General features: G+C 35.2%; 14 protein-coding genes and 1 tRNA gene. 11 read left to right on the forward strand and 4 right to left on the reverse strand.

The genetic code is table 11. The annotated features are described in order from the left end of the window. Positions 1–46: 46 nt before the first annotated feature. The 6 genes from Q0972_RS12940 (at position 47) to Q0972_RS12965 (ending at position 8,316) form a co-directional block, all read left to right on the forward strand. The gene (locus Q0972_RS12940) at positions 47–1,336 is read left to right on the forward strand and encodes a DUF6252 family protein (protein WP_299366188.1); all 1,290 of its coding nucleotides are present in this window, start codon (positions 47–49) and stop codon (positions 1,334–1,336) included. A 194-nt stretch (positions 1,337–1,530) separates the two neighbouring features. Further along, the gene (dnaE, locus tag Q0972_RS12945; protein WP_299366190.1) at positions 1,531–5,916 is read left to right on the forward strand and encodes a DNA polymerase III subunit alpha; all 4,386 of its coding nucleotides are present in this window, start codon (positions 1,531–1,533) and stop codon (positions 5,914–5,916) included. Positions 5,917–6,034: 118 nt separating this feature from the next. Further along, positions 6,035–6,352, forward strand: a complete 318-nt coding sequence (gene trxA, locus Q0972_RS12950) for a thioredoxin (protein ID WP_299366192.1) — start codon at positions 6,035–6,037, stop codon at positions 6,350–6,352. 223 nt (positions 6,353–6,575) lie between these two features. Continuing rightward, a complete protein-coding gene (locus tag Q0972_RS12955; protein WP_299366194.1) occupies positions 6,576–7,505 on the forward strand; it encodes a DUF58 domain-containing protein in 930 nt (309 codons plus the stop codon). A gap of 75 nt (positions 7,506–7,580) precedes the next feature. Further along, a tRNA-Asp gene (locus tag Q0972_RS12960) sits at positions 7,581–7,654 on the forward strand. A 344-nt stretch (positions 7,655–7,998) separates the two neighbouring features. Further along, the gene (locus Q0972_RS12965; RefSeq protein ID WP_299366196.1) at positions 7,999–8,316 is read left to right on the forward strand and encodes a hypothetical protein; all 318 of its coding nucleotides are present in this window, start codon (positions 7,999–8,001) and stop codon (positions 8,314–8,316) included. Between the two features lie 97 nt (positions 8,317–8,413). On the opposite strand, the gene Q0972_RS12970 is transcribed toward Q0972_RS12965, so the two are convergent. The 3 genes from Q0972_RS12970 to Q0972_RS12980 all read right to left on the reverse strand — a co-directional run bounded on the left by Q0972_RS12970 (position 8,414) and on the right by Q0972_RS12980 (position 11,786). After that, complete coding sequence (locus tag Q0972_RS12970) at positions 8,414–9,868, reverse strand: hypothetical protein (protein ID WP_299366198.1); 1,455 nt, start codon at positions 9,866–9,868, stop codon at positions 8,414–8,416. 552 nt (positions 9,869–10,420) lie between these two features. Further along, positions 10,421–11,314: an alpha/beta hydrolase gene (locus Q0972_RS12975; RefSeq protein ID WP_299366200.1), complete on the reverse strand. Its 894-nt coding sequence runs from the start codon at positions 11,312–11,314 to the stop codon at positions 10,421–10,423. A gap of 115 nt (positions 11,315–11,429) precedes the next feature. Then, complete coding sequence (locus Q0972_RS12980) at positions 11,430–11,786, reverse strand: hypothetical protein (protein WP_299366202.1); 357 nt, start codon at positions 11,784–11,786, stop codon at positions 11,430–11,432. 260 nt (positions 11,787–12,046) lie between these two features. On the opposite strand from Q0972_RS12980, the gene Q0972_RS12985 reads away from it, so the two are divergent. From Q0972_RS12985 to Q0972_RS13000, 4 genes are all read left to right on the forward strand, one after another. Continuing rightward, positions 12,047–12,538 carry a MarR family winged helix-turn-helix transcriptional regulator gene (locus Q0972_RS12985; protein ID WP_299366204.1) on the forward strand — a complete coding sequence of 164 codons (492 nt, stop codon included), beginning with the start codon at positions 12,047–12,049 and terminating at the stop codon, positions 12,536–12,538. A gap of 405 nt (positions 12,539–12,943) precedes the next feature. After that, positions 12,944–13,117 carry a hypothetical protein gene (locus Q0972_RS12990; RefSeq protein WP_299366206.1) on the forward strand — a complete coding sequence of 58 codons (174 nt, stop codon included), beginning with the start codon at positions 12,944–12,946 and terminating at the stop codon, positions 13,115–13,117. 137 nt (positions 13,118–13,254) lie between these two features. Then, positions 13,255–15,285 (forward strand): tetratricopeptide repeat-containing sensor histidine kinase, encoded by a 2,031-nt coding sequence (locus tag Q0972_RS12995; RefSeq protein ID WP_299366208.1) that lies wholly within the window; start codon positions 13,255–13,257, stop codon positions 15,283–15,285. A gap of 5 nt (positions 15,286–15,290) precedes the next feature. Next, entirely contained in the window at positions 15,291–15,959 is a 669-nt protein-coding gene (locus Q0972_RS13000; protein WP_299366210.1) for a response regulator, read from the forward strand. Positions 15,960–16,202: 243 nt separating this feature from the next. Here Q0972_RS13000 and Q0972_RS13005 read toward each other — a convergent pair whose 3' ends face one another. After that, the gene (locus Q0972_RS13005) at positions 16,203–16,697 is read right to left on the reverse strand and encodes a DUF456 domain-containing protein (RefSeq protein WP_299366211.1); all 495 of its coding nucleotides are present in this window, start codon (positions 16,695–16,697) and stop codon (positions 16,203–16,205) included. A gap of 111 nt (positions 16,698–16,808) precedes the next feature. On the opposite strand from Q0972_RS13005, the gene Q0972_RS13010 reads away from it, so the two are divergent. Next, positions 16,809–17,285 (forward strand): hypothetical protein, encoded by a 477-nt coding sequence (locus Q0972_RS13010; protein WP_299366213.1) that lies wholly within the window; start codon positions 16,809–16,811, stop codon positions 17,283–17,285. The last annotated feature ends 19 nt before the right edge of the window (positions 17,286–17,304 follow it).

Raw genomic sequence — 17,304 nt, forward strand, 5'->3', positions numbered from 1 at the left:
TGTTTCGTTATATTTGAAACAATATAAATTTGTATGTAAGTAAGCCATGAAAAAACTAATCCTCTTAACCCTCATTTTTTTAACGGCATATGGTTGTGGAGATGAAGTAGAGTTCAATTCACCAGCTTTTCAAGGTGATCGCGCCAATCAACTTTGGAGGGCAAGGGCCTTTTCTGCAAGTATAGAAGTCAGTGGTGCACTGACAATTACTGGGACAAATAATGTAGAGACTATCAACTTGAGAGTACCTTCAGCAATTGAAGGGACCTACGTAGTTGGTAATGTTAATGCCATAGAAGCCGAGTATATTGACGCATTTGGAACCGTTTTTTCCACTAACAACAGGCCTGACCCTAGTGTTTCTGTTTATCCTGAATTGGGTGAAATCGTCATAGAGGAGATTGATTTAACGCAAGGTGCTTTTACAGGAACGTTTAGATTTTTGGCTTTTGATGCCTCTGGGTTAAATTCGGTCGGTTATTCTAGAGGTATTTTCTTTAGAGTTCCTTTGGTCTCTGGCGAAATTCCCGCTGACCCTATAACTTGTGCAGATAAGGAGATGGAGGCGGAAACTGCACGATTGGCTTATGAAGCAACTTTCGACTCAAGTTTAGACTTTATCGATAGTGCTACTTTTGAAGCAGCCTGTAATGCTTACATAGCTGCATTAACCGAGCAACGTGGATTTTGCGGCGATATTGATGGGGAAATTCAAGATGAGATTGATGCACTAGGAAATTGCCAAATTAGTTGTGAGATAGCCACTGCCAATAGGAATGAAGCAGAATTACAATACAATGCAGCTACCATAGGAAATTACGATGCACTCTGTGCGCAATACCAATTTTTCTTACAAGAACAAATTGATATTTGTGGTGATGAAGATGGGAGCAAGCAGACAGAACTAGATAATTTGGATTGTGGTGATGATGACGGTGATGGTGTGCCAAATGTTTTTGAGGATTTTAATGGTGATGGCGATTTTACCAATGATGATATAGATGGCGATGGTGTGCCAAATTATTTAGATAATGATGATGATGGTGATGGGGTTTTAACAGCAGATGAGGCTGTAGATATGGATGGGAATCCGGTTGATACTGATAGCGATGGCGACGTAGATTATTTAGATAATGATGATGATGGAGATGGTTTATTTTCAAATTTTGAAACAGGTGATACCGATGGTGATGGTATAGCCGATTACCTCGATAATGACGATGATAATGATACTATTCTCACTATTGATGAGAATGCAGATCCAAATGCAGATGGCGATCCTGCAGATGCTGTAGATTCGGATATGGATGGTGTTCCAGATTATTTGCAAGCATAGACATAATTGGCATAGTAAAACTAAAACGCCACCCAAAAACTGGGTGGCGCTTTGTTTACAACTGTTTATAACTTCACTTTAAAAAAGCGGAAATTCTACTTAATTTTAGAGGCTAGATTTCGACAAAGTTTTTCTTTATGTGCTTGAGCAAGAAAAACTTTGAACTTCAAACCTAAAACTTTGAACTTCATAGTATGTACTTAATATTTGATACTGAAACCACAGGTTTACCTAAGCGTTGGGATGCGCCAATTACAGATACAGATAACTGGCCAAGGGCTATCCAAATTGCATGGCAATTACACGATGCTATGGGCCATTGTGTTGAGCATGAAGATTATTTGATTCAGCCAGATGGCTTCAATATTCCCTATGATGCCGAAAAAGTTCATGGGATTTCTACCGAGCTGGCACAAGAGCAGGGCGTATCTTTATCCGAAGTTTTGAATAAATTTAATTTGGCACTTTCCAAAGCCAAATTTGTCGTTGGGCAGAACGTGAAGTTCGATCTAAATATAATGGGGGCTGAATTTATACGAGGAGATGTGGCGAATCCGCTTCAGGAATTACCAGTATTGGATACCTGTACTGAACACACGGCAAGTCTATGTAAGATTCCAGGAGGCCGAGGTGGCAAATTTAAGTTGCCAACTCTAACGGAATTACATGAATTTTTATTCTATCAGCCTTTTGCGGAAGCCCATAATGCTACTGCTGATGTAGAAGCAACGACACGTTGTTTTTTGGAATTAATCAGAAGAAAGGAGTACACTAAAGAAGAACTAGATGTACAGCCCGATTATTTCGAAAAGTTTTCTGAAGAAAACCCCAATGAAATTCAACTTATTGGGCTTAAACACATTAATCTAAAGCGAGAAAGTGCTAAGATAAATGAACGACTTCAAAAAGAGCAAGCGGAACATGTCCCGGTAGAAACTGATAAAGTCGCAGCTTCTCGATTGGCTGATGTGGATTTTGTGCACCTTCATAACCATTCGCAATTCTCAATCCTGCAATCCACTATAAGTATTAATGACTTGGTTACTGCTGCAGCAAAAGAAAATATGCCAGCAGTAGCACTAACGGATCATGGTAATATGATGGGAGCTTTCCATTTTGTACAAGCTGTTTCTAATCATAATAAAGCCATAAAAACGCAACATGCTGAAGCGGAAGCTAATGGAGAAGAGACAAAAGGGCAAGTCATTAAGCCAATTATTGGCTGTGAGTTTTTTGTGTGTGAAAACCACGTGGATAAAACTCGAAAGGATAATGGTTATCAAATTGTGCTCTTGGCCAAAAACAAGGATGGCTATCATAATCTGGCCAAGTTGTCTTCTGCAGCTTTTACAGATGGCTTTTACTATGTGCCAAGAATTGATAAAGGACTCATTGAGCAATATAAAAAAGACCTTATTTGTTTAACAGGTAATCTCTATGGTGAAGTTCCAAGCAAAGTCTTGAATATTGGAGAAAACCAAGCCGAAGAAGCTTTATTATGGTGGAAAGATACCTTTGGAGACGATTTGTATATTGAATTGATGCGTCATAATCAAGAAGATGAAAATCGTGTTAACCAAGTATTAATTCAATTTGCAAAGAAGCATAATATAAAACTAGTAGCTACTAATAACACATATTATGTAGAACAAGAAAATGCCAATGCCCATGATATTTTACTGTGTGTTAAGGATGGTGAAAAACAAGCCACTCCAATAGGTCGAGGTCGAGGCTATCGTTATGGTTTGCCTAACCAGGAATATTATTTTAAGTCTTCTGAGGAAATGAAAGCCTTATTTAGGGATATTCCGGAAGCTATTGTTAATGTTCAAGACATTGTTGATAAGATCGAACCTTTTGAGTTGGCACGCGATGTATTATTGCCAGCGTTTAATATACCTGACGAATTTAAGGATAAACAAGACGAATTGGATGAAGGCAAGCGAGGCGAAAATGCATATCTGAAGCATTTAACTTATGAGGGTGCAAAAAAACGTTATGGTGAGATTACACCAGAGATAAAAGAGCGTCTCGATTTTGAGCTAAGTGTCATTGAAAATACAGGCTATCCAGGTTATTTTTTAATTGTTGAAGATTTTATTCGCGAAGCAAGAAATATGAATGTCTCTGTTGGTCCTGGGCGAGGTTCAGCAGCTGGTTCAGTTGTTGCCTATTGCCTCTGGATTACTAATATAGACCCAATTAAGTACGATTTGCTTTTTGAGCGTTTTTTGAATCCAGATCGTGTCAGTATGCCAGATATTGATATTGATTTTGATGATGAAGGTCGTGGCCGTGTCATGCAATACGTCATTGATAAATATGGTGCTAACCAAGTAGCACAGATCATCACTTATGGTACTATGGCCGCTAAGTCTTCAATTAGGGATACTGCTCGTGTATTGGATTTACCGCTTAATGAGGCCGACCATATTGCAAAGTTGATTCCCAATATGTCCAAGCTTGGAAAAATATTCGGAAAGAGTGAGAAAGAACTCGCCCAGAAATTTAGACAAGAAGAACTTGAAAAAGTCAACCAGTTGCTTAACATTTCTGATGGTGAGGATCTACAGGCCGAAACCGTAAATCAGGCTAGGGTTTTGGAAGGTTCTGTGAGAAATACAGGAATTCATGCATGTGGTGTTATCATTACACCAGGCGATATCACTAATTATGTACCGATCGCTACAGCTAAAGATTCTGATTTGTACGTGACGCAATTTGATAACTCGGTTGTAGAAAGTGCTGGCTTATTGAAAATGGATTTCCTAGGATTAAAGACACTCACTTTAATAAAGGATACCGTTAAAATTGTAAAAGCTAAGCATGGTATAGAACTCGATCCAGAAAGCTTTCCTTTAGATGATGAAAAAACCTATGAACTTTTCCAGCGTGGTGAAACCGTTGGGATTTTTCAGTACGAATCGCCTGGAATGCAAAAGCATATGAAGCATTTAAAACCCACGGTTTTTGATGATTTAATAGCTATGAATGCACTCTATCGCCCAGGACCGATGGAATACATTCCGAGTTTTATAAATCGTAAACACGGTAAAGAGGAGATTATCTATGATTTACCTGAGATGGAAGAATACCTGAAGGAGACGTATGGTATTACAGTCTATCAAGAGCAGGTGATGTTATTGTCCCAAAAGCTAGCCGATTTTACTAAGGGTGAAGCAGATGTTTTACGTAAGGCTATGGGTAAAAAACAAAAGGCTGTTCTCGACAAAATGAAGCCCAAGTTTATAGATCAAGCAGCAGCTAAAGGTATGGACAAGGAAAAGCTTGAGAAAATCTGGAAAGACTGGGAGGCCTTTGCAAGTTATGCCTTTAACAAATCACATTCAACCTGCTATGCTTGGATTGCCTATCAAACGGCATATCTCAAAGCACACTATCCAGCAGAATACATGGCCGCAGTTTTATCGAACAACATGAACGACATAAAACAGGTCACCTTTTTTATGGAAGAATGTAAGCGTATGCGCCTACCAGTTTTAGGGCCAGATGTTAACGAAAGCTATTACAAGTTTTCGGTAAATAAAAATAATGCCGTACGTTTTGGAATGGGAGCTATAAAAGGTGTTGGTCATGGTGCGGTTAAAACTATTGTAGATAATAGAAAGAAAGACGGTAATTACAGATCTATTTTTGATTTGGCAAAACGTGTAGATTTAAGAGCAGCCAATAAAAAGTCGTTCGAAGGTTTAGCTAATGCAGGTGGATTTGATTGTTTTACAGAAACACACCGTGCTCAATATTTTGCACATGATGGCGATAATGTTACTTTTTTAGAAAAAGCGATGCGTTATGGCTCTAAATATCAAGAGAACGAAAACTCTGCTCAAGTAAGTTTATTTGGCAACACCAGTGAAGTGCAAATTCCAGAACCACAAGTACCACCATGCGAGGAATGGGGAACCATGGAAAAGCTGTCTAGGGAAAAAGAAGTGGTTGGTATATATATTTCGGGTCATCCGTTAGATGATTTTAAGATTGAGATGCAAACCTTTTGTAACGGAACGGTTTCGGTATTTAATGATTTGCAGTCCATAGTCAATAGGGAAGTCACATTTGGTGGGGTAGTGACAGATATACAGCATCGTGTCAGTAAGCAAGGAAAAGGTTGGGCCGCGTTTACCATAGAGGACTATACGGACAGTTATGAGTTTAGGATATTTGGCGAAGAATACCTAAAATTCAGGCATTTTTTGGTGCAAAATTCCTTTGTCTATGTACGGGTTTTTGTAAAAGAGGGTTGGATTAAGCGAGATACAGGGCAAAAAGGAGAACCGAGGATTCAGTTTAATAATTTTCAACTTTTGCATGATGTTATGGATACGTACGCCAAGAAGTTATCCATTCAATTGAATATAGAGGATTTGGAAAGAGACAAAATTTCCGAACTGCAAGATATGTTTAGGCTACACCAAGGCAATCATACACTTAATTTTGTGGTTTATGATAATGAAGATAAGTTAAAGCTAACCATGCCTAGCCGTAAACAAAAAGTAAAGATAACCCAAGAGTTACTTTACGAATTGCAAGAATTGGATGTGATGTATAAATTAAACTAACATAAAACTAGGTAATAGTACCATAACCAAATCGAATACAGCAAATGTAAGGTTTGGCATTTTTTTTGACTAATTTTGCATATTAAACTGAAGTAAAATATATTAAAATTAACATATTATGGCATTAGAAATAACAGATGCAACATTCGAAGAAACGGTATTAAAGAGCGATAAGCCAGTAATGGTAGATTTCTGGGCAGCTTGGTGTGGACCATGTCGTATGGTAGGACCTATCATTGACGAAATTAGCAATGAGTACGAAGGTAAAGCTGTAGTCGGCAAGGTAGATGTTGATGCCAATCAAGAATTTGCTGCAAAATACGGTGTGAGAAACATACCAACGGTATTGGTTTTTCAAAACGGAGAAGTCGTAGGGCGTCAAGTTGGTGTAGCACCAAAAACAGCTTATGCAGATGCAATAGATGCACTATTATAATAGATATTAGATTCTAAAAGAAATGATAAAAGGTTTGCCATTGCGGCAAACCTTTTTTAGTTTGTGCACGTTAATAACTTATAAACTTTTGTCATTCAGACAGAGCAGTCCCGATAGCTATCGGGGGAGAGCGACCAGAAACTATAAGATTCAGTGAAGTTAGATCTAAAGGGCGGGGTTTCTCACATTCGTTCGAAATGATTTAGAATGTAGTATAATTTTAATGGACTTACAGCTAGAATTAAATAAAGTAGGCGGCTTTAAAAACCTTGAGCTTTTGGCAAAACAAGTCGTAGAAGGATTTATTGCAGGGATGCACAAAAGTCCTTTTCATGGGTTTTCGGCCGAGTTTGCAGAGCATAAGATTTATAATCAAGGGGAAAGTACCAAACATATTGATTGGAAACTCTTTGCCAAAACAGATCGTTTGTATACCAAACGGTACGATGAGGAAACCAATCTACGATGCCATCTTATTTTGGATAATAGCACATCAATGCACTACCCCGAATCTGCAGGTACAACTATAAACAGTCTTAACAAGTCGGCCTTTTCTGCTTTAGCTTGTGCTTCGCTTATGCATATCTTAAAGAAACAGCGAGATGCGGTTGGACTAAGTATTTATAGTGATAAATATGATTTCTATGCTCCAGAAAAAGGCAGTGAACGGCATCATCAAATGTTACTGAGCAAGCTAAGTGAAGCTGTTGTGTCTAAACCAGACTCTAAGACAACCGAGACCTATAGGTATTTGCATCAGATAGCCGAAAAAATCCATAGACGCTCTTTGATTTTTGTGTTTACAGACATGTTTCAAACTTCTGAAGAGGATGAAAAGCTGTTTGAAGCACTCCGTCATTTAAAACATAATAAGCACGAAGTAGTGCTATTTCATGTGTTTGATAAATCGAAAGAACTAGCCTTTGATTTCGACAATAGGCCTAAGCGCTTTATTGATGTTGAAACAGGTGATTACATTAATTTATATCCAGATAATATTAAAGAAAACTATGAAAAAGCGGTTGAATCTTACTTTAATGACTTGCGATTAAAGTGCGGGCAATACCGTATAAAATATGTTGAGGCAGATATCACCCAAGGTTTTAATCATATCCTTACGACTTATATGATAGAGCGTCAAAAATTTGTCTAAGCCAACTAATATTTTTTTCTTTTTTGTTTGCGGAATTAAAAATGCAGTGTATATTTGCCCTCGCAATTATGCAACGGTCTGGTAGTTCAGCTGGTTAGAATATCTGCCTGTCACGCAGGGGGTCGCGGGTTCGAGTCCCGTCCAGACCGCAATCCCGATAGCTATCGGGAGTCTAAAGGCTCTGAGAAATTAGAGCTTTTTTAGTATAAAGATGTTGTGTTGTCCTGACTGTAAACGTCAGGATGTAGTTGTAAGATTTCCAATTAAGTTGGGGACTTACCAATGAAAGGCTTTCCTTTTTCCCTTGTTCTGCGAAGCTTCAGCGTAGTAGAACTATACAGGTAAATCGGGATGCTTTTTTATTTTGGTGAAGTATTGCGTAAACACAATGTTAAGTATCTGATCGCGAATAAAAAATACGTAGTTCTACGTATATTTTTATACTCCTCTACATTGTAACTTGGGGTTAAGTTAAATTTTAAAATATAATACTATGCCAAGAATAATTGCAATAGGGAATGTGAGATCAGATGGGACAATTTATAATTCTACTCCAGGGATAACTATAGATACCAGAGGTGGGTATCACGGTGAAATGTATAGAGTAGTACTGCCAGAAGGATTTACACATAATGATAATTACGTGATCCAGTTAAGCCATCAAATGGTTGACGATGGTGACCAAGATCATTTTTACACTTCTATAGCTTATTTATATCCTAACAAAAATGGTTTTCAAGTCGGAATATATAGAAATGATAGGGGAGAATATATTAGAGGGGATTGGAGTTTTGTACTGTTTGATTTATAGTTAGAGTCATAATTATACACTGCTTTGTTCTAGAATAGTAATATATTTTAAAATCAGTGTCAAATTTTTTGTGCTCTTTTAATCAAAAACTTAACTCTTATTTTTTCATTTCGTCCAATATTTTTCTGGCATTGTCATTTTTAGGATTTAGCTTAAGTGATTTTTCATAAGCTTTACGGCCTTGTTCTTTATTCCCATTTTTAAGAAGGAACTCACCATAACTGTCATAAAGATTAGCGTTGTTAGGATAAGCTCTAATAGCCATTTCAATGAGTTTTATAGCATCATTTGTTTCGCCAGACGACAAATACTTATAAGCAATTGTATTAATGTAACTGGCTCCAAATAGTTCTTTATTGGCATAGTCTGGATCTGATTTGAAAGCCTGTTCATATACAGATATGGCAGCATCTACACCGTTTACTTGAAGTGCATAACCAAAATCCTCATAATTTGGCGGTAATATTTTAGAGGCTTCTTTGGATGTATATCCATAAGACTCTGAAGAATCGATGTTAATCTTATCACTTTTACCGCAATAGAAGCTAATAAACTCCTCGATATGTTCTATGGCATTGATATAGCCTGTAATTAAATCGTCGGATGTTTTTGCATCAATCCCCTTGTTTAAAAGATAATGATAGATTAGAAAATAGCTTGAAAAAGCAGTGTGCCTCATTTCGTCATATTCAACCGTGTGGGCATCTGCATAAACGATATCTTCATAGTAGTTTTTGCGATCTATAGGAGTGGCATTTTCAGATCTTTTCTTACCCACGGCTAAAAAAATAGGTCTATAAACAAAACTTCCATCTGTATATGGAGAGTCTTTTAATAATTCAATTGCGTTGTAGCTTAGCGTCCCGTCTAGACTTGTAATTGAACGGGTTACTTCTTTATTTCTTATCGAAAAAACGAGTGCTGCGATTGAGCCCCAACTCCTTCCTATAACACTTATGTTGTTAACATCGACATTTTTCATTTTTGATGCTTCCGCCATAATAAATTCCATATCTCTCACTTGAGCTTCAACACCAGACCATCTTGCATTTGTTGTTGGGCTTCTAACGCCTCTCGACTTAGAAGACATAACCACGTATCCTTTACTGGCCAAATACTCAAATAATAGAAAATTTTCATGAAACGGTGCAGAGGAGGCAGGAGCATAAATAATTAGAGGGAACTTACCTTCTGCAGCATCAGAATTTTTCCTTGACATGAAGGAACTACTCAAAACCTTTTCAGAACGAGAATTATCTACATGAGCCGCATTTTTAAACTCTGCGATTACTTTTTGTTCTTTTTTTGATTCCTCAACTAAAGATTCGGATCTGGATGTTATTTTGATATAATCAGCTAGGGAAAGTTGATTGCCATTCAGGTTTTTAGCTGGATACCAAACTCCAATTTGCAAAGGTCTTTTGTTGCTTTGAGAAATCTGGTTTAATTGATATACTCTACTATTATCGTGTTTTTCAATTAAGGAAAACCCGACCGCATAATCTCCATAATTGATATTGTTTTTTAGTGGTTCAATGCTTTGACTTGACACAAAATTTAAGTGGAAAAGCAGAATTGGAAGGCATAACAATTGACGATGAAACTTTTTTGATAACATTTTTTGATTGAATTATAGTTTAACTTATTAATGCACCAATTGTCTTATATGATACATTTTGATAACGTAAATATACAAACTATCTTTATATAAAGATAAATTTTTAATCTCAAATTCTAAATAGTTATTTGTATCTGTATTTAGATCGATTAAGCCAAGCCTAATCATTTTGAAAACTCCTATGTGGGTAACAACTTTTGAAACAGATGCCATATGGAATGGAGTTTCAATCGAAATCATTTAGTTTTTCATCACATCTATATAGCCCTTATCACTAATATGAGTAAATTCAATAGACTCTATAATTTAAGCTGCCACTGAAGCGATTTCATTTTCGTTGAGTTTTTTTAACAGGTCATTTAAGTGCTCTAACGATTTGGTGTAAATTGAAAAAGTAGTCAGAATGAAAATAAGGGATATAGATTGTCTTAAATAAGATATTTTATTTAATTTTTCTACGATGTCATTTTTTATTCAGGTCGAATATTAATTATCTAAATGCGTTCTCATTTTAGTATAAAAGAATTTAGGATCATCCCACATAATAAAATGATTTCCAGTATCCGACATATCAATGGTTACATTCTTAATGTTTTTGTATTGTAGTTTGTAACTTTCAGTATTAGATTCCTTAGTTACCCCAAAATTTTTATACCCTATCCATGATCCTATAACTAAGGTAGGGGCTTTGATTTCAATAATTTGATCCCTTAAATCTGTCGAGTACATTTCAAATACAGCTTGTGCCATACTAACGGGATCACTTATAGCTCCCCACTTAGCAATGACCTTTGCTTTATCTCCATCTTTCACCATATATTTAGCAAATTTAAGTTGACTTTCAAAGCGTTCTTCTTCGGATTGGGAAACAGAGTTTAACATGTTGGTTTTAATGGTTTCAGCCATTTTGAGTGCATCTTGTTCATTTTGAATTTCTTTCATCTGAATTGCCGGTAAAAAAGGAAGTGCATCTAAAATTATTAGCTTTTTTGGTAAATCAGGATTTTCAGAAGCAAGTTTTAATGCTAAAAATCCACCATAACTATGTCCAATTATAATCGGTTTAGTGATTTTGTTTTCTCGAACATAAGCAACTATTAATTTTTGAATTGCATCCGTATAACCTAGCTCAGGGTTTTGGATGGGGTCAACACCAGCAAATCCAGGCAAGGTTAACTTATGAAACCTGTATTCATCTTTAAATTCCTCAATGGTTTCATTATAAACATCAGCAGAACAGGTTAAACCCGCCAGTAATATAATGTCATCACCTTCACCAACGGATTCAAATTTTAGGTTTTGACAAAAAGTTTGATGCGATAAGATTATGGCTAATATGTTAAGAGCTTTGAATAAATAGGAACAACGGAAAAGTTTCATAGTCAGTAGAATTTATTGTACGAGTATTGATTTTAATAATTTGTGCAAGGTTTAAGAGTGCAGCCTGTTGTCATTTAGACAGTTATAGCATCTCTAGATTTAATGGATGATTAAGTTAAGTGGGATTATCATTGTTGATCTCTTTGATCATAGCTACAATACTACCTAGAACTGGAGACTTAAAACAAAATGAAAAGAATGGATCAGTTTGGGTGTTTGTCATTTTTTTACCTGAGTCATTATATTTATTGTAGTTGGAAATTAGTAATAGGTTATAATCATAGTGAAAAATATTTAGGTCTTCTTTTCTATCATCATTTCTAAATTTTGGGTCAGAGTAAGTCAAAACATCAATTTCATTATCCATTGAGCAGTTTACAGCTTGTTCAATTGCTTTTACTTCAATTCCTCTACCTGTTGAAATAGTTTGTATTTTTTTATGTTGAATTATATGTGGGTCTAGTATTTGCATTAGATTGACTTATGAAGTGAATAGGATTATTGTCTGTTTCTGGATTATCTTTAAATTCTTTATTATTGCAACCATTAATAATAAATGTGGCAAGCAATGTAGTTATTAATAGTATCGACTTAATATAACTATTGGTTTTGATCATTTTACCTCACCTCCAAGCATGTTATTTTGAGTAGAATGGTTGAGTATTTTTAACAAACTGTATCACAAATATATACAATATATCTTTATGTAAAGATAAAATTCGATAACTTCATATGGATTTAGATTTAATAGATCATTTAATACAAGATTGGGGCGTAGAGAGACCTGATCTTGATGCCTCGTCGATGCATATCGTTGGGAGATTGTTATTTCTTGGAAAAAAACTTGAAAGGAGAGCTTCAGTCAATTTAAAAGAGATAGGTATTAATTATACGGATTTAGATGTATTGGCAACACTTAGAAGAAAGGGCGCGCCATATGGGTTATCTCCTAAAGAATTAATGCAGTCCGTTTTAATCACGTCTGGGGCACTTACAACTTTGATTGATAGACTTGAGCGTCTTGGGTTGATATATAGAGCTCCAGATATTAAAGATGGGCGAGTAAAGAAAGTTGTTTTAACAGATGCAGGAAAAGAGCTAATTGATAGAGCTATTGAAGTTAGATTTGCAGAAGCTTCAGACGCTATTAAATCTTTAAGTCAACAAGAGAAAGAAATTCTGATTCCAATTTTAAAGAAGTTACTGTCGCAAATAATAAAATAGACATAATCGTTTTTTAGATGTTTATAATTAGAGCTTTTCCTTTTTTCTTCATTCTGCGAAGCTTTAGCAAAGTAAAACTACAGAGGAGAATAGGGATACTTTTTTTAGTTTTCAACATGTTTTGAACAGAATAAATGCATTTAAACGATAATTAAGTGTATTTCATCGATGTTTCTTTTGCTTATGGTTTAAATACATTTATATTTGTGTCTCTTGTAAGCCCTCAAATCAAACTTTCAAGAATTTTTATTATCCATTAAACATTTTTAAAGCATCCCTCGCTTTATTTTAGTACAATTTAGGTTAAAACCTACAATATTAATTATCCATTTTCCTCCCTCACTATAGCGAAAGTCGCTATGCAATTTAATATTGACTATTTATTTAAACCCTAAATTGATACTTATGAAAACCCTAAAAATTACTCTAGCTTTAGTTGCCATTGCGATGTTGACAGTATCTGGTGTTCAATCTGAAAAAGTTGTTGCTGATAATGAGCCAACTTATAAGGAGAGCTCTACACACATTGATCTATTAGCGCACAGAAAATCAAAATTAAAAACACCTAGTCAGCAATAAGATTAGGCATTAATTAAAACTATAAAGTATTTGGCCCTTGTTTTTAAGCAAGGGCTTAGTTGGTTACAAAAAGACTATTTAGAGCAAAAGATTATATTTTATATTAAATTTGATTAAATATTCAGATTGTAGAAGTATTGAAGCCAATTTTTTTAAGAATAGTCATACTAAGTTTATTAACCCAGCTCAGTTATTCCCAAACGGTTAAAGAAAAAGCCTTAACGGATAGTATATCCAGACTTCTTAATGATGCACAAAACAAAGATTACTCTAGTCTTAAACAATTCGAATTATTAACCCAAGCTAACAATATAGCAAAGCAATTAAGAAACGATTCTATTCTTTTAATTACACAAAAAAATATTCGTAATTATTATTTTAATAATGGTGACTTTGCCAATAATATAATTAGTAATAGGAAAATAGAATCTTTGGCAAAGCGACTTAATGATTCGAGTTCCTTGGCACGTGCCTATGACGCCCTTGGTTATGCCTTTTTTTTAAGTGATGCATACGACAGTTCCTATTATTATTACTCTAAGGCAGTTAAGGCGTTTGATCAGATTAACGCAGACGTCGGTTTATCCTATGCTCTTGGAAATCTGTCTAAATTGCAATTGGATGGTAAAGATTATTTTGGAGCAGGAGAGAATGCCGTTAAAGCCTTGAGATTACTCGATGGGGTTGAAGAGACAAATGAGATTCAAGATCAAAAATGGATATTGTACAATTCATTAGCAAGCATATCTGATGCCCTAGACGACAATGAACAAGCTTTAGAGTACCATCAACAAGCCTACAACGTTGCAAGACGAATGAAGAATGACTTCAACAATGGTATCTTTACTCTAAATAACATGGCTTTTGTAAAACGGAAACAGAAAAAGTATAATGAGGCCATTAAAATATTAGCAGATATCTTAGATGTGGAAAACCTTTATCAGGAAGACCCATCATTTTATGCATTGATTCTAGAAAATTTAGCGTTTACCAAGTTTCTAAATGGATCTTATGACAAAGAAGAAATAGTAAGCACATTCGATAGGGCTTATAGAATTGCCGATAGTATTAATGATAACATTACAAAAATGGCTACTGCTATTAGTATGGCCAAGTTTTATAAAGGAATTAATGAAAAAGAAAATGCCTTAGAAAAAGTAGAAGACGCCTACAATTTAGCAAAGAATATAAAATCAAACGAAATTCTCCTAGAGTCACTATTGCTATTGTCGGAGATGAATGAGGGCGAAGCATCAGTTAAATATTTGAATGAGCATATTAAGATTACAGACAGTATTCTGAAAGTTGAACGAGGTGTTAGAAATAAATATGCTAGAATAGAACTAGAAACCGACCAGCTCGAAGCCGAAAACGAACAGATTTCTAAAGAAAATTTTTATTTAGCCATTCTATCGGCAGGGTTATTATTAACCGCAGTTCTGGTATATGTAGTGATTTCGCAACGTGCCAAAAATAGAAAATTAAAATTAATCCAAGTACAGCAAAAAGCCAATGAGGATATTTATAATTTAATGCTGAGCCAACAAGATAAAGTTGACGAGGCCAGAACACAGGAGAAAAAACGGATATCAGAAGAATTGCACGATGGTGTACTAGGACGTCTTTTTGGGACGCGTTTGAGTTTGGATAGTATTAACTTTAATGATGGCAAAGAAGCCATGATGACTAGGGCAAATTATATTGGTCAGCTTAAAACAATCGAAGAAGATATTCGTAAAATTTCCCACGAGTTAAACACAGATTTTGTATCTGGTTCTGGTTTTATGGATATCGTTTCAGAACTAATTGAAAATCAAACACAAGCTTACGGACTAGAATACGACTTCAAATATACCGACGATATTAGTTGGGATTCTGTATCCAATAAAACTAAAATCAACATTTACAGGATTATACAAGAATCGATGCAAAATATCTATAAACATGCCAAAGCAAAAGCCATAAAAATTAGTATTTCCCTAGAAAAAAACGTAATTTGCTTAGACATCATTGATGATGGAGAGGGATTTGACACATCGAAGAGCAAAAAAGGTATAGGTTTAAAAAACATGAGGTCTCGCGTTGAGAATATTAATGGAAAAATCACTTTCACCTCTCAATCTGGTAATGGTACAACTGTTAACGTTAAGATTCCCTACGCAAACTAATCGACATGAAACATATTAACATCTTAATGGTAGATGATCACCCAATAATTATTGAGGGCTACCAAAATGTGTTAATGGCAACTAAAGACGATGACCAAACCTTGCTTATTGACACTGCTAACAATTGTGATACCGCACAATTAATGATTAACAGGGCATCAAAAGGCACACCTTATGATGTGTGCTTTTTTGACATAAGCTTACCACCGTCTGAAGATGGTAGATATGCCTCAGGTGAAGATTTGGCGCTTTTGGCCAAAAAAGTATTACCAGATGCCAAAATTATTATACTTACCATGTTTAATGAATCGTTCAGAATTCACAATATCATTAAAGAAATAAACCCAGATGGGTTTCTTATAAAGAGTGATTTAACCTCTATGGAACTGGCAGATGCTTTTCAGCAAATTCTAAAATATCCTCCATATTACAGCAGTACGGTGAGCAACTATGTAAAAAAGACCATTACAAGTGAAATCTACGTCGATGATATTAATAGAAAAATTCTTCACTTATTATCCCAGGGGATCAAGACAAAAAGCTTAAGCGAGTATATTCCATTATCTACAAGTGCCATAGAAAAACGAAAAAAACAACTCAAATTATTATTTTCGGTTACCGATGGCAAGGACGAAACCTTATTGCAAGAGGCAAGGGAGAAAGGTTATTTGTAAATATAAAAGCTACATTTTTTTAGACTAAAAAGCGCTTGAATCTCCTATTATTTATGAAGATTACGGTTTTTCCGCATCAAGTTTGCGGTTTTACCGTAAGAAAAAAATAATGCATTAACTTACCTTTACACCAAGTCAACAAGAATTAATTAATCCCTCTTAAGTAATTGTTGAGTTAATAGCAAGAAAAATTAAACCTAGTTGTACTTTACGACTAGGTTTTTTTTGTTTTATTTTTTGATTTTAGAACCAATTGGCATTATGTTCAGAGAGTTTTACAATAAAAAAACCCAAGAATATAATGGCAACTATAAACTTCAAAAATGTAGAGGCAATAAAACCTAAAAACGATCCAAAAGCAGCCTTTAGCGCTTTTCCTGTGTCATTTCTGTGAATCATTTCACCCACTAATGCGCCAATAAAAGGGCCAATAATAATACCAAATGGAGGGAAGAACAATCCAACAAGAAGCCCTAAAGTTGTACCAATCATTCCAGCCTTACTACCTCCAAAGCGTTTGGTGCCTATAGCTGGGATTATATAGTCCAAAACATATATAAAAACTGCAACTATGAGGGTGACAATTAAAAAGGTATTGCTTAATTGTACACCTTTTGTTAAATGAAGTACTAAAAACCCTGCCCAACTGGTTAACGGTCCAGGTATCACAGGCAAGAAACTACCTAAAATTCCCAATAGCATTAAAAGAAACGCTACAATTACTAAAAACAATTCCATGTAGATAATTTAGATTCACTGATATGACGCAAGAAGTATGTCAAAGTTACATTAGGGGACAACAATTAAAATGATAAAAATATTGTACATTTCGCCTTTAGAAGTGTATTAATGAATCGATTAGTTTGTCTTTTTTTAATTGTTCTTTCTACGTCTTGCAATTATTTTGAAAAACAAAAAGTAAATGTCGAAGACTTACTAGAGGAAGAACTGCAAACTTTTAATTGGAATGATGTGGATACCTATCCAACGTTTAGCAGTTGTGACTCCATGACCACTAAGGAAGAAGGCAAAATGTGTTTTCAAAATACACTGTTGTCTTATGTGAATCAATATTTGGCAAATCAAAATATAATAGTAGCTGAAGACGTTAACGACACCATACGATTACAACTGATTATTGATAGAAAAGGGCTATTGAAGATAGATGATATGGTCATAAAGGCCGAAACCCAATTTCAAATCCCAAAAATAGATAGCTTACTTCACCAAAGCTTAAAAAACGTACCAAGGATATATCCGGCTATAAAAAGAGGGCAGCAAGTGACCACAGCTTTTGAGTTGCCAGTAATTGTAGAGATTGATTAGATTATAATTAAGACATCAG

Source organism: Winogradskyella sp., assembly GCF_028282165.1.
Classification (GTDB): Bacteria; Bacteroidota; Bacteroidia; order Flavobacteriales; family Flavobacteriaceae; genus Winogradskyella.

Excerpts from the sequence above, each read along its gene's own strand:
- Q0972_RS12940 (WP_299366188.1), top strand. The coding sequence starts at position 47 with ATGAAAAAACTAATCCTCTTAACCCTCATTTTTTTAACGGCATATGGT.
- dnaE (WP_299366190.1), top strand. The coding sequence starts at position 1,531 with ATGTACTTAATATTTGATACTGAAACCACAGGTTTACCTAAGCGTTGG.
- trxA (WP_299366192.1), top strand. The coding sequence starts at position 6,035 with ATGGCATTAGAAATAACAGATGCAACATTCGAAGAAACGGTATTAAAG.
- Q0972_RS12955 (WP_299366194.1), top strand. The coding sequence starts at position 6,576 with ATGGACTTACAGCTAGAATTAAATAAAGTAGGCGGCTTTAAAAACCTT.
- Q0972_RS12965 (WP_299366196.1), top strand. The coding sequence starts at position 7,999 with ATGCCAAGAATAATTGCAATAGGGAATGTGAGATCAGATGGGACAATT.
- Q0972_RS12975 (WP_299366200.1), bottom strand. The coding sequence starts at position 11,314 with ATGAAACTTTTCCGTTGTTCCTATTTATTCAAAGCTCTTAACATATTA.
- Q0972_RS12980 (WP_299366202.1), bottom strand. The coding sequence starts at position 11,786 with ATGCAAATACTAGACCCACATATAATTCAACATAAAAAAATACAAACT.
- Q0972_RS12985 (WP_299366204.1), top strand. The coding sequence starts at position 12,047 with ATGGATTTAGATTTAATAGATCATTTAATACAAGATTGGGGCGTAGAG.
- Q0972_RS12990 (WP_299366206.1), top strand. The coding sequence starts at position 12,944 with ATGAAAACCCTAAAAATTACTCTAGCTTTAGTTGCCATTGCGATGTTG.
- Q0972_RS13000 (WP_299366210.1), top strand. The coding sequence starts at position 15,291 with ATGAAACATATTAACATCTTAATGGTAGATGATCACCCAATAATTATT.
- Q0972_RS13005 (WP_299366211.1), bottom strand. The coding sequence starts at position 16,697 with ATGGAATTGTTTTTAGTAATTGTAGCGTTTCTTTTAATGCTATTGGGA.
- Q0972_RS13010 (WP_299366213.1), top strand. The coding sequence starts at position 16,809 with ATGAATCGATTAGTTTGTCTTTTTTTAATTGTTCTTTCTACGTCTTGC.